Genomic DNA, 13,331 nt, shown 5'->3' with positions numbered 1-13,331 from the left:
TTTACTGTATCTACCGTTATCGGAGTGGCTATGCGAGTTGTCATACTGGGAAGTGGTGTGGTAGGCGTTGCCAGCGCCTGGTACTTAAATCAGGCAGGACATGAGGTCACCGTCATTGATCGGGAGCCGGGGGCCGCCCTGGAAACCAGCGCCGCGAATGCCGGGCAAATCTCCCCCGGATATGCTGCACCGTGGGCGGCACCAGGTGTGCCTTTAAAAGCGATTAAATGGATGTTCCAGCGCCATGCGCCGCTGGCGGTTCGTCTCGACGGTACGCAGTTCCAGTTGAAATGGATGTGGCAAATGTTACGTAACTGCGACACCAGCCACTACATGGAAAACAAAGGGCGGATGGTGCGTCTGGCGGAATACAGCCGTGATTGCCTGAAAGCATTGCGCGCCGAAACCAATATTCAGTATGAAGGGCGTCAGGGTGGGACGCTGCAACTGTTCCGTACCGAACAACAGTATGAAAATGCGACCCGCGATATCGCCGTGCTGGAAGATGCCGGCGTACCGTATCAGCTGCTGGAATCCAGCCGCCTGGCGGAAGTGGAGCCCGCGCTGGCAGAAGTAGCGCACAAACTGACGGGTGGTCTGCAACTGCCCAATGATGAAACCGGAGACTGCCAGCTGTTTACCCAGAATCTGGCGCGGATGGCAGAGCAGGCGGGGGTTAAATTCCGCTTTAATACGCCCGTTGACCAACTGCTTTGCGACGGCGAGCAAATCTACGGCGTGAAGTGTGGCGATGAAGTGATTAAGGCCGATGCGTATGTGATGGCGTTTGGTTCTTACTCGACGGCGATGCTCAAAGGCATTGTTGATATTCCGGTGTATCCGCTGAAAGGCTACTCGCTGACTATTCCAATTGCGCAGGAAGATGGTGCGCCAGTATCCACTATTCTTGATGAAACCTACAAAATCGCCATTACCCGTTTCGATAACCGCATTCGTGTTGGCGGAATGGCGGAAATTGTTGGTTTTAACACCGAGCTGTTGCAACCGCGTCGTGAAACGCTGGAAATGGTGGTTCGCGATCTCTATCCACGCGGCGGTCATGTCGAGCAGGCGACTTTCTGGACGGGTTTGCGCCCGATGACGCCAGACGGTACGCCGGTTGTCGGGCGTACACGCTTTAAAAATCTGTGGCTGAATACCGGTCACGGCACGCTCGGCTGGACGATGGCTTGCGGTTCCGGTCAGTTGTTAAGCGATCTGCTCTCTGGTCGCACGCCAGCGATCCCATATGAGGATCTAAGCGTAGCGCGCTACAGCCGTGGATTTACGCCATCACGTCCGGGCCATTTACATGGCGCACACAGCTAAGGAAACGAGATGACCCGTCCGATACAGGCCAGCCTCGATCTGCAGGCATTAAAACAGAATCTGTCCATTGTCCGCCAGGCCGCGCCGCACGCGCGCGTCTGGTCGGTGGTAAAAGCGAACGCTTACGGGCATGGTATTGAGCGTATCTGGAGCGCGCTCGGGGCCACCGATGGCTTTGCATTACTTAACCTGGAAGAGGCAATAACGTTACGTGAGCGCGGCTGGAAGGGGCCGATCCTGATGCTGGAAGGATTTTTCCATGCTCAGGATCTGGAGATTTATGACCAGCACCGCCTGACCACCTGCGTACACAGCAACTGGCAGCTCAAAGCACTGCAAAATGCGCGGCTAAAAGCACCGTTGGATATTTATCTTAAAGTGAACAGTGGGATGAATCGGTTGGGCTTCCAGCCCGATCGCGTGCTTACCGTCTGGCAGCAGTTGCGGGCAATGGCGAATGTTGGCGAGATGACCCTGATGTCGCATTTTGCCGAAGCGGAACATCCTGATGGAATTTCCAGCGCGATGGCGCGTATTGAGCAGGCGGCGGAAGGGCTGGAGTGTCGGCGTTCGTTGTCCAATTCGGCGGCGACTCTGTGGCACCCGGAAGCGCATTTTGACTGGGTTCGGCCTGGCATTATTTTGTATGGCGCTTCGCCGTCCGGTCAGTGGCGTGATATCGCCAATACCGGATTACGTCCGGTGATGACGCTAAGCAGTGAGATTATTGGTGTCCAGACGCTAAAAGCGGGTGAGCGTGTGGGCTACGGCGGTCGCTATACTGCGCGCGATGAACAGCGAATCGGCATTGTCGCCGCAGGGTACGCCGACGGTTATCCGCGCCACGCGCCTACCGGTACCCCTGTTTTAGTGGACGGCGTGCGCACCATGACGGTGGGGGCCGTCTCGATGGATATGCTAGCGGTCGATTTAACGCCTTGCCCGCAGGCGGGGATTGGTACGCCGGTTGAGCTGTGGGGCAAGGAGATCAAAATTGATGATGTCGCCGCCGCTGCCGGAACGGTGGGCTATGAGTTGATGTGCGCGCTGGCGTTACGCGTCCCGGTTGTGACAGTGTAACTTGTTGTAAGCCGGATCGGAGGCAGCGTCTTCTGGTTGCGAAAAAATCATCCATCCGGCTGGTCAGCAACTGTAGTTGTTAATGTGACAGAGCCATTGCCCATGATAGTGTCCATTAAAAGAATGGACACTATTTCCCCGGAACCTGAACTCACCGCACAGGCGTTCTACATAAAACGCTTACGCTTCATTGTTGACTCGAACTCGACTTCAGATAAATCACGCTTTACCCTTGATGGAGCCTGTACATAGATTTGTGTAATTGCCTGATTTTGATATGTTCAATTCAACATCAAATGAAGGTTAAATTATGGACGACAAACAATTGCAGGCTCAGGCTGCGTTCAGCAAAGCATCGCAACCGGCGATAGATGCTTCATTAAATTTAAGATTCAGCTTCCTCTTCAGCCACCCGTACGCCAATCTTCAACACTTCATTATCTTCTTTCTCGGCCACCGTCCAGATCATCCCGGCAAACTCTACCTGGTCACCGACAACCGGTGCCGCGCCTAACAACTGCTGGACAATTTCACCCAGCGTTTGCTGCTTATCACGATATTCTCGCCCGTCTTCCAGGCCATATATCAGCGCAACATCAGCATATTTGGCGCTGGCTTCGAGAATGAAGTCACCAAAGAAGCGTTGATCCAGCGCGACCGGCGGCGACTGGCTGAACAGTTTACCGAGCGCCGGAAGATCGCGTTCCCGACCAATTACACACAACACATCGCCTTCGCGCAGTCGGGTGCTGCCGGTAGGATGAAGCAACTGGTTATCACGAAACAGTGCCGCAATACGCGTCTCTTTTGGCATATGCAAATCGCGCAGTGCCGCGCCCACGCACCATTTATCGGCACTCAATTGATAAACAAACTGCTCCCACGGATTTTCCGGATGAATATCCAGGCCAACGCGTGACACCGGACGTCCCACTGGCGGAACCACCACTTTGGCTTTTTTAGCCGCCCACGAGAGTGATGTTCCCTGCAAGAGCAGTGAAACCAGAACCACAAAGAAGGCGACATTAAAGAACAGACGTGCATTCTCCAGCCCCGCCATCATCGGGAACACGGCCAGGATGATTGGCACCGCGCCGCGTAATCCTACCCAGCTGATAAACACGCGCTCACGCAGATTGAAACCGCGGAAGGGGAGCAATCCAGCAAATACCGAAAGGGGACGGGCGAAGAATATCATCCATGCCGACAAAATGAGCGCCGGAATGGCAATAGGCAGCAGATCGCTTGGGTTAACCAATAGCCCCAGCACCAGGAACATGGCGATTTGCGCCAGCCAGGCGAGGCCGTCGAAATTTTGCAGGATGCCGTAGCGGTTGCGAATCGGCCGATTACCCAGCAGAAAACCGCACAGATAAACAGCCAGAATACCGCTGCCTTCCAGCGCCGTGGTTAAAGCAAAAATTAAAATACCGCCGCTTAATGCCAGCAATGGATATAATCCGGCGGGCAGGGCGATGCGATTAATCATTTGCAGCAGTAAATAACCACCACCAAGTCCGATGACAATCCCGAGGCCAAATTGCTGCAGAATATCGACCACGAACATCCAACTGACACTGCTTTCATGTTGCTGGATCATCGCAATCAGGGTAATCGTCAGAAAGACCGCCATTGGATCATTACTGCCGGATTCAATTTCCAGCGTCGAGCCAACACGTTCGTTAAGCCCCTTACCACCCAGCAGAGAAAAGACCGCTGCAGCATCGGTAGAGCCGACGATAGCGCCGATTAATAAGCCTTCAATCAAATCAAGATTAAACAGCCACGCCGCCATCATGCCGGTTAAACCAGAGGTGATAAGCACGCCCAGCGTCGCCAGCGACAGTGCCGGTCCTAACGCCACACGAAAGGAACTGGCCTGAGTGCGCATCCCGCCGTCGAGCAAAATAATCGCCAGTGCCAGGTTACTTACCATGTAGGCGAAGGGGTAATTATCAAACGGGATACCGCCGACGCCATCGACTCCTGCCAGCATGCCGATCGCCAGAAAAATAACCAGAATAGGAATGCCAAGACGGGAAGAAAATGAACTAAGTAATATACTGCTGGTGACAAGGATGGATCCTAAGATGAAAAGGCTAATTATTGTTGTGGCATCCAACGGTCGGTTACTCCTGATTACGCTGTCTCTTATATAAACCCTACCATATTAGCGGCAGAGACAGCGTTTTACTTAGCCCTGAAGCGTGATTTTTTTACATTTTAAGAACAGGATGACCGCTAATCGTCAACTGAGTGCCTTCCCGGGTGTTATTCAGAATGGCATGTGCGCCCAACGGCAGCGTAACCGTGCGTTGTTCATGACCAAAATCGAGGCCGGTAATGAGTGGAATCGACAGGCGGGAACGCAAAAACGCGTACACTGACTCCAGGTTGTAACCTGCGTCATAATCATTGGGCGTGCTGCCGCTAAAGCTACCGAGAATAATCGCCTTCTGACGTGGCAAAATTCCCGCATGATAGAGCTGCAACAGCATACGTTCGACGCGGAAAGGGTGCTCGTTAATATCTTCCAGCACCAGAATACCGTTCTCAATTTTTGGCATCCACGGTGTACCAATCAGTGAAATCAGCATCGCAAGATTGCCTCCCCACAACGTGCCTTCGGTCTGACATGTCGGGCCTTCCCCTTGCCATTCAATGGTGAAGGTTTTATTGCGTAACGCCAGCCAGAAATGGTGCTCGGTAAAGGCGTTCAGTTCATCCGCACCAAAGTTTGCTACCAGCATGGGGCCGCTAAAGGTGATGACATTGCCTTGCGCCAGAAGACCGCACTGAATGGCGGTAAAATCGCTATGTCCGCAAATGAGTAACGGGTCATGTTGTTGGCGAGCCACCAGTGCCTGCCAGTCAATATCTGCCAGTAAACGACTGGCACCGTAACCGCCGCGTACAGCCAGCACGATGGTGTTGGGGGTAGTCAGTCTGGCAAGGGAATTGAGATCTTCCAGGCGCTCCGTTTCCGTACCCGCAAAACGCTCACAACGACGGGCAATAACCTCGACGTTATTGACCTGATGCCCCTCGTCGGTAAGGCGATGGATACCACGCAGCGCGGCGTGCTGTTTAATGCAGTAACCCGATGGGGCAATTAAGTGAAACAGAGACATGGCAATTCCTTGCTGACAACAGAAACGAAATGTATATCATGCCGCTTAGGTGTGCCGTTGTCACCTCAACGGCGATTCCAGGCTATAAGGATAGAAGAAGTGAAATTGAGATGGTTTGCCTTTTTGATTGTGTTATTAGCGGGTTGTTCATCAAAGCATGACTATACGAACCCGCCGTGGAACGCGAAAGTTCCGGTGCAACGTGCGATGCAGTGGATGCCAATAAGCCAGAAAGCCGGTGCAGCCTGGGGCGTCGATCCACAATTGATCACGGCGATTATCGCTATCGAATCGGGTGGTAATCCGAACGCGGTGAGTAAATCGAATGCCATTGGTTTGATGCAGTTAAAAGCTTCAACCTCCGGACGTGATGTTTATCGCCGTATGGGCTGGAGTGGTGAGCCGACGACCAGCGAGCTGAAAAATCCAGAGCGTAATATTTCAATGGGGGCGGCTTACCTGAATATTCTGGAAACCGGCCCGCTGGCAGGCATTGAAGATCCGAAGGTACTGCAATATGCGCTGGTGGTGTCATACGCTAACGGGGCAGGTGCGCTGCTACGGACTTTCTCGTCAGATCGGAAAAAGGCGATCAGCAAAATCAACGATTTGGATGCTGACGAGTTCCTCGATCACGTAGCGCGAAATCATCCTGCGCCGCAGGCTCCGCGCTATATCTACAAACTTGAGCAGGCACTGGACGCGATGTAAATCAGTCGCGCACTTTGTCCGCTTTTTCTCGGGCTTCTCGCTCGAGAGAGAAAATAATCCGTTGTAATTGCCGCTCCACCGTCGGGCTGACGTTAAGAAAACGGAAGCTCAGACGGGGAGTGGTGATGGTTTCATTCTTGCCATCAATCACTTTGCGCTCGCTGATGGAGATTAACTGGGCGTCAAAGTGAAAAACACCCCATTGCCCCATGTTGACTTCAATCTGAGCGAAGCGCATGCCTTCTTGTAATTCGGCAGGCTTTGCTGTTTCCAGTAATGCGCCCATGCCGCCTAACGACAAATCATACAGGCGGAAACGTAACGTACTGTTATCCGCCAGTTTGGTCTGGCAAAAATAAGGCGGATGGAGTGGGGCGGAGATGCGGAAATATCGGCGTCGTTGTACAAACCATAAGGTGGGAGGCGGTACGGTGATAAATGCCGGAAGCTGCAAGTATTCACTCTGCTGTAGTTGTTCAACAGTAAACTCGACTTTCGCACCCTGAGTTTCGGCGGTAATGGTAATGTGCTGTGCCTTTAGCACGGCGATGTTGTCTTCGGCTTGACTGCCGAAATCCAGCACCAGTTTATCCGGGGTTATTGCCAGTATTTTGCTGATCAGCTGCCCGCCATTCCAACTGAGACGCAAAGGAATTGCGGCTTTGTGCAAATCGCGTAACACGCCCAGGACGGCTAACGGATTTTGTTTCAGGAACTGCTCATGGTAATGACTCACGCGGAAAAACTCCTGACTGACAAACTGTCTTTGGTTTATCGGTCACAGTTAACAAAACTTAATACAAATGCGTGAATATTTTTTACATGTTGTTCTTAAATCAGCCGACATACGCCCAGCATCGATCCCGCCCTTGCCTATACTTAGAGCGTTGACGTAAGCATTTCTTGCGTCCGATTCATCGAAACGAGGGCCTGAACATGGGAATTATTGCCTGGATTATTTTTGGCCTGATAGCCGGCATTATCGCCAAGCTAATCATGCCGGGGCGTGATGGTGGTGGATTTTTCCTGACCTGTATTCTCGGGATAGTCGGTGCGGTGGTCGGCGGCTGGCTGGCGACCATGTTTGGCATTGGCGGCTCCATCAGTGGTTTTAATCTGCACAGCTTCCTGGTGGCGGTGGTGGGAGCTATTCTCGTTCTGGGCATATTCCGCCTCCTGCGAAGAGAATAAGATTTTCATAAGGCGGATAGCGATACAGATGCCGCTATCCGCTTTCACATCAGAACGTATACTCGACACCTGCTTTACGGGTGAAAAAAATCAATATAGCACTTCGATATCCGATAAAGTCGGTTCCCGGTAACAACAACAGAATCCTTTTTTAATTATTGTTTCGTTGTTTTTGGTGTGATTCAGAAAATAAATATTTTAGACAGTAGCCAGTCAGGCGTTAAAAATGGGGCGGATAGTGAGGCGGTTTTGGCTGCGCTTATTGAACATTTAGAATTGATCAATCCTTCTGGCAGATTAAGCCAAAATACCCGTTCGGCAATGCTTCAGTTACGCGAAGAGGAATGGTCTGAATTCTTTTTTTGGTTGCTAAATTCTCTGGAGTGTCTGGATTATGTGATTATTAATTTAACTCCAGAAAGCAAAAAAACGTTGATGAGTGAACACCGTAACAATATTCAGGTAGCAATTGATGCTTTATATAGCCAACGTCGGCGTAAATCGCCGGGTGATGAAAGTGAAACACTTACCCGTAGAAATGACGCTATCTTCGGCAACCACGTATGGCAAACATTTGCGCAATACTTCCCGCCAGGACTTGAAAAACCGTCTGTGTAGAAAAAACCATAGCTATGGTGTTATCTGCCGACAACGCCATCCGGAGAAGCCGAATGACGTTGTCGGAGTAAGCGCTGGTTAAGGTGTGGGTTGTGCCTCTTTGGTTGAGGGTTGCGTCGTTGCTGACTTAACGGTCGGACGCGTCGCCGGAACATTGTCACACGGTTGCTCTTTCGGGCAGATCAAATCCAGCATTTTCAGCGTCACGCCATTGGTCCAGCCAAAGCCATCCTGTAATGGATATTCGCCACCGCCGCCCCCCGTTCCGGTGGTGCTGACATCATATTTTTCCACCAGCTTTTTCTCCCGGTCATAGGTGTGCTGAACATTGGTCAGGAAGTGCCAGCTAATGTCCATCGCCACCTCTTTTTGCCCGTAGTTTTGTAATCCTTCTGTCGCGACCCACTGTAACGGTGCCCAGCCATTTGGCGCATCCCATTGTTGCCCACTTTTCACCGACGTGGTGTTCAGGCCGCCGGGTTGCAGCAGATGTGTTTTCGTCGCCGTCGCCATTTTGTTGGCGCGATCTTTCGCTGCCGCATTGACGTACAGCGGGAACAGGGCGGCCGCGGTTAACTGATTGCGCACTTTATGACTTTTCAGGTCGTAATCGGCATACCAGCCTTGTTGATCGTTCCACAGGTATTTTTCGATCCCTTTTTGACGGGCATTTGCCAGCGTTTCGTACTGGTTTGCCATCGCGTTATCTCCGGCAGCTTTGCTGGCGCGGGCGAGGATTTTTTCCATTTTAAACATCAGGCTGTTCAGATCGACCGGTACGATGCTGGTGGTGCGTAAGGTATTTAACTGCTGCGGGTTGTCCATCCAGCGCGAGCTGAAATCCCAGCCAGACGCAGCGGCAGAGCGCAGGTCGCGGTAAATTTCAGTGGCAGGTCGATTCGGATTGCTTTTGGCGGTGGCAATATCTTCCACCCATGACTCTGGTCGTGGCGTATCGCGATCGTCCCAGTAGCGGTTGAGAAGGGTACCATCCTGAAGTTTGACAACGCGTTTTTCCTGTTGTCCGGCTTGCAGGTTTTCAACACCGTCCATCCAGTAAGCATATTCTTTTTGCATTTGCGGCAGGTATTGCTTCAACGCGGCATCGCCTTCATGCTGCGCCAGTAACTCTACCATCAGGGCAAAGAAGGGCGGTTGCGAGCGGCTTAAATAGTAACTGCGGTTGCCGTTGGGAATATGACCGTAAGTGTCTATTTCATGAGCAAAATTGGCCACCATATCCGCGACTTTATCCCAGTGACCGCTTTCGGCAAGTCCTAACATGGTGAAGTAACTGTCCCAGTAATATACCTCGCGAAAACGTCCGCCCGGCACGACATAAGGTTCCGGCAGCGGTAACAGAGAATCCCATTTTTCTGTGTTTTCGGTAGAACGCGTTAATACCGGCCAAAGTCCGTCAATATGTTCGCGCAGTGACTGCCCCTCTGGCGGAACATATTTCTCGCCTTCTTTCGGCAGGGTGAAATTGACGTTAACGAAATGGCGCAGATCAAATCCGCTCTGGTTTTGCTGCATCCGATAATCAGCAAGGATCATCAGCGGATCGCTGTTCGGCACGGCATCGGCAAAGGTTTTTTGGTCCGGAAAAAGTTTGGCGTTTTGCACATCATTAAACAGCGGCCCTAATAAAATATCAGGCGGCTGTGGTGTTACCGGTGTTTCTTCTGCCTGCACCGATAGCGCAGCGAAACACAAAAAGATACAGGCTGGAATTAACGCCATTTTTTGCGGGCGAGAAGGTGCGGGGGATTTCATCAATCATTCTCCTTTGGCGAAACCGAATAAAACGGTATTCAAGTATCAGAAAACCTTAGTTCAGGATCGCACTAGCTGCATGATCGAAATCTCATTCTGCGAACTGTCAGGCATTTTAGAAAAGGGAATTAAAGGGATAAATAACGGCGAAATAGAGTGATCAAATAACGTCTGTTTATTAGCCAGCCAGCGGCGTTGGGTTCGTGATTAGCGAAGAAAAATCATCATAAATTGGTGAAAAATATAACAGGTAGTTAAAAACCATTAGTGCTGAGTAAATTGCCGGATGACATCAGAACGATGCCATCCGAACAGTGGCTTAACCCTGACGGTTGAAACGTTGCGTTTTAACGTCCAGCGTTAGCGTTTCTTCTGGTTGTATCGCATACAGTTTCTCACCCTGCTGGCAAATCCAGCCAATCCCCAGCTCACGGGCGATTAGGGCGCTGTGGGATACCGGACTTCCGGCGCTAAGGCAGATACCTTTTACAACCGCCGGATCCAGTTGCAGTACTGTGGAAGGATAAATGTTCTCCGCCAGTAGAATAGTTGGCGAGTTAAACTGCGGGAGTTCTTCTTTCGTTTGGGTCAGGTGGACCAGGGTGCGATGCAGAAGATCGTCCACATCAATATAGCGAGCTTGTAGATATTCATCATCCAGTTGCTGGTATTGCTGGCTAAGTTCTTTAAGAACTTGCTGCCAGGCATATTCTGCCGTGCAATGTTCGTGCTGAAGGAGTTCGCTTGCCGCCGCCAGCAGTTCCGGATCATCTAACAGTGTATGGTGACCAGAAAAGATTGCGGCAATATCGTCAAGCCCGCTGGCTTCTGCTTTCGCTGTTAACGTCATCAGATCTAATAACGTGAAGTCAATGGCCTGGCGTAATCGTTCTTGTTCCTCTTCCACGGTCAGGGTTGATTTGGCCTGTACCGTACATAAAACCGGTTGATAATAAAAGGCTTTACCCGAAACAGGCGGAACGGGACGCAGAGTAGGTGGAACAACTTCCTCCGTTTCACCAAAGTTATCTTCAGCCAGCTGACGGAAAGCGATCAGTGCCTCTTCAGCTTCTGGCCCTTTCGCAATCAGGCGCAGCGTATCGTTATAGCGAACTTGTAGTAACGCAATCTGGTTAATACTCTCTGGTGTGACGCATTTGCCGTTTTTTTCCAGCAACATATCGGCATTAAATGTCGATAAGGTATAAACCAGCCGGGAGGCCGGACGTACATGCAGGCCGTTACGGTTTTTTATGACCACCGCCAGAGAACGGGCTTCTTCATCGTACGCAGGACATGTGTCAGAGATTTTAGTGTCGGAGGACGGTAAACCCAGTTGTTCACGTTTGGCTTCCAGCGCATGCATAGCGTCAAAGATAACTTTGTCGATATCCGCTCCCGAGGCCGCGCTGACCGTTGCTGCCAGTGTACCTTCGACCAACGGCGCAGCACACAAACGTACTTTTGCGGCGATCTTGGGAGCCAGCAATTCCAGCGCAGTTTCAGCACTCAATAATGCGCTACCCATATCCATCATGACCAGCACATGGTCGGCATCAGCAACAGATTCGATGGCCTCCATCACTTTGACGGCATCGGTACCAATAGGATTTTGTGGATCGTCAATTCCCGCGGCAATGGCGATTTTACAACTATCACTCATTAACATCTGACGGGCTAATTCACCGACACCTTCTCCCAGTCGGCTGCTATGTGAAACTATGACCAGGTTTACCATCACCAATTCCTTACTCTTTTGCGGCTAACGCCAACATTTGCATCATAAACATCACCGAGGTCGCGCCGGGATCCTGGTGACCAATACTGCGTTCACCGAGATAACTGGCGCGGCCTTTGCGGGCTTGCATCGTAATCGTACTTTGTGCAGCGGATTCGGCGATTCTACTGGCAGCTTCGAGCGCCACCGGAACAGAGAGATTTTGCTCGCTGGACTGACGTAACGATTCCACCACCGGCACCCACACATCACACATGGTTTTATCGCCAGGTTCGGCTTTCCCGCGACTGATTACGCCGTCCGCGCCATCGCGGAACATCTGATAAAGCTCTTCCAGTGTCAGGCTTTGCCGTGCCTGGGTCGCCTGTGCGGCGCGGATAAAGAAGGTACCGAACAGCGGACCACTGGCACCACCGACGCTGGAAAGCAGCGTCATACCGGTATTCTTGAGAATGAAACCGATATCTTTATCTGCGATAGCAGGGAGTTTTTCCACCACTTTGCTAAAGCCTCGGTTCATATTTAGCCCGTGGTCAGCGTCGCCAATTTCGCGATCCAGTCCGGTAAGATACTCGCTCTCGGTGCTGAAAATATCGCCACAACGAGTGAGCCAGTTAACAATTTGAGTTCTGCTCAGTGACATTGCTTTCTCCTTATTTACCCCAGTTAAGGGCCGGGGTGTGGACCGGGGCGTCCCAGAGTGCCAGCGTTTCGTCATCAACTTTCAGTAAGGTGATTGAGAAACCGGTCATATCCAGTGAGGTGCAGTACGCGCCAATTAAATTACGTTCGATAGTCAATCCCGCTTGCTGGCAACGTGTGGTCAGGCGGTTATAGACGCCGTACAGCTCAGAAAGCGGAGTTGCGCCAAGATTGTTAACCAGCGCAATCACCCGATCGCCAGACTGGAGCGGTTGTTTGGTTTGTTGTTCTTCCTGCCAACTGCCTTGTTGATAATCCCAGAAACGCAAAGTGCGATGGTATGAGCCATTTTCCAGCAGGGTGTCGAACATTTCATCGACGGTTTGATCAAGGGAAGAGAAGGAGCGGCGGTCAATACCCGGCTCACCATGAATGCCGACGCCAAACTCCATCTCATTATCCGCCAGGGTAAAAGAAGGTTTGCCCGCGGCAGGAACGGTACAGGCACCGAGAGCGATACCTATTGAGTGGCCTTGATTATTCAACTTACGCCCCAGTTTCGCACAGGCGTCCAGTGAGTCGCCACGCTCCGCCGCTGCGCCTACGAGTTTTTCAATTAATACGGTGTTGGCAACGCCGCGTCGCCCGGCGGTATAAAGACTGTCTTTTACCGCAACGTCGTCATCAATGACCACAGTGGTCACTTTTACGCCGCTATCGTGCAGTAACTCGGTCGCTGTTTCAAAGTTAAGAATATCGCCGGTGTAATTTTTGATAATCAACAGTACACCTTCGCCGCCATCAATTTGCATGGAGCATTCAAAGATTTTATCGGGCGTCGGTGAGGTGAAAATTTCGCCCGGACAGGCCCCCGAAAGCATCCCCTGACCGATATAACCACAGTGCATCGGCTCGTGTCCGCTGCCGCCACCCGACAGCAGGGCGACTTTTCCTGCAACAGGGGCATCAGCTCGGGTGACATACACCGGATCCTGATGCAGTGTCAGCGATGGATGCGCTTTCGCCAGTCCTGCCAGTTGTTCGTCCAGTACGTCTTGCACATCATTGATCAATTTTTTCATTATTTTGCTCCAGCAATTACGGTAGGGCATGGA

General features: G+C 51.6%; 12 protein-coding genes. 5 read left to right on the top strand and 7 right to left on the bottom strand.

Features of this window, described 5'->3' with window-relative positions; translation table 11 throughout:
- Window positions 1-30: 30 nt before the first annotated feature.
- A complete protein-coding gene (gene dadA / locus E0D98_RS15845; protein WP_001266908.1) occupies window positions 31-1,329 on the top strand; it encodes a D-amino acid dehydrogenase in 1,299 nt (432 codons plus the stop codon).
- A 9-nt stretch (window positions 1,330-1,338) separates the two neighbouring features.
- Window positions 1,339-2,409 (top strand): catabolic alanine racemase DadX, encoded by a 1,071-nt coding sequence (gene dadX / locus E0D98_RS15840; protein WP_000197837.1) that lies wholly within the window; start codon window positions 1,339-1,341, stop codon window positions 2,407-2,409.
- Window positions 2,410-2,794: 385 nt separating this feature from the next.
- On the opposite strand, the gene E0D98_RS15835 is transcribed toward dadX, so the two are convergent.
- A complete protein-coding gene (locus E0D98_RS15835; protein ID WP_000340206.1) occupies window positions 2,795-4,531 on the bottom strand; it encodes a potassium/proton antiporter in 1,737 nt (578 codons plus the stop codon).
- A 94-nt stretch (window positions 4,532-4,625) separates the two neighbouring features.
- The gene (gene ldcA, locus E0D98_RS15830; protein WP_000051548.1) at window positions 4,626-5,540 is read right to left on the bottom strand and encodes a muramoyltetrapeptide carboxypeptidase; all 915 of its coding nucleotides are present in this window, start codon (window positions 5,538-5,540) and stop codon (window positions 4,626-4,628) included.
- Window positions 5,541-5,639: 99 nt separating this feature from the next.
- Here ldcA and emtA point away from each other — a divergent pair, with 99 nt between their 5' ends.
- Window positions 5,640-6,251 carry a membrane-bound lytic murein transglycosylase EmtA gene (gene emtA, locus E0D98_RS15825; protein ID WP_001295616.1) on the top strand — a complete coding sequence of 204 codons (612 nt, stop codon included), beginning with the start codon at window positions 5,640-5,642 and terminating at the stop codon, window positions 6,249-6,251.
- Window position 6,252: 1 nt separating this feature from the next.
- Here the strand turns inward: emtA and E0D98_RS15820 are convergent, their stop codons facing one another.
- The gene (locus E0D98_RS15820; RefSeq protein ID WP_000020161.1) at window positions 6,253-6,987 is read right to left on the bottom strand and encodes a flagellar brake protein; all 735 of its coding nucleotides are present in this window, start codon (window positions 6,985-6,987) and stop codon (window positions 6,253-6,255) included.
- Between the two features lie 200 nt (window positions 6,988-7,187).
- Here E0D98_RS15820 and E0D98_RS15815 point away from each other — a divergent pair, with 200 nt between their 5' ends.
- Window positions 7,188-7,442, top strand: a complete 255-nt coding sequence (locus tag E0D98_RS15815) for a GlsB/YeaQ/YmgE family stress response membrane protein (RefSeq protein WP_000511313.1) — start codon at window positions 7,188-7,190, stop codon at window positions 7,440-7,442.
- 177 nt (window positions 7,443-7,619) lie between these two features.
- A complete protein-coding gene (gene ycgY / locus E0D98_RS15810; protein WP_000615067.1) occupies window positions 7,620-8,060 on the top strand; it encodes a protein YcgY in 441 nt (146 codons plus the stop codon).
- Window positions 8,061-8,138: 78 nt separating this feature from the next.
- Here the strand turns inward: ycgY and treA are convergent, their stop codons facing one another.
- The 4 genes from treA to dhaK form a co-directional block, all read right to left on the bottom strand.
- Window positions 8,139-9,836 carry an alpha,alpha-trehalase gene (gene treA / locus E0D98_RS15805; protein ID WP_000841714.1) on the bottom strand — a complete coding sequence of 566 codons (1,698 nt, stop codon included), beginning with the start codon at window positions 9,834-9,836 and terminating at the stop codon, window positions 8,139-8,141.
- Window positions 9,837-10,155: 319 nt separating this feature from the next.
- Window positions 10,156-11,574: a dihydroxyacetone kinase phosphoryl donor subunit DhaM gene (dhaM, locus tag E0D98_RS15800; protein WP_001317008.1), complete on the bottom strand. Its 1,419-nt coding sequence runs from the start codon at window positions 11,572-11,574 to the stop codon at window positions 10,156-10,158.
- Window positions 11,575-11,584: 10 nt separating this feature from the next.
- On the bottom strand, window positions 11,585-12,217 hold the full coding sequence (gene dhaL, locus E0D98_RS15795) for a dihydroxyacetone kinase subunit DhaL (protein WP_001297535.1): 633 nt from the start codon (window positions 12,215-12,217) through the stop codon (window positions 11,585-11,587).
- A gap of 10 nt (window positions 12,218-12,227) precedes the next feature.
- Window positions 12,228-13,298 (bottom strand): dihydroxyacetone kinase subunit DhaK, encoded by a 1,071-nt coding sequence (dhaK, locus tag E0D98_RS15790; RefSeq protein ID WP_047086563.1) that lies wholly within the window; start codon window positions 13,296-13,298, stop codon window positions 12,228-12,230.
- Window positions 13,299-13,331 lie beyond the last annotated feature (33 nt).

It is taken from the genome of Escherichia sp. KCJ4928 (assembly GCF_004352695.1).
GTDB lineage: Bacteria > Pseudomonadota > Gammaproteobacteria > Enterobacterales > Enterobacteriaceae > ECMA0423.
Note: the sequence above shows the minus strand (reverse complement) of the source record. Positions and strands in the feature narration are given on the sequence as shown.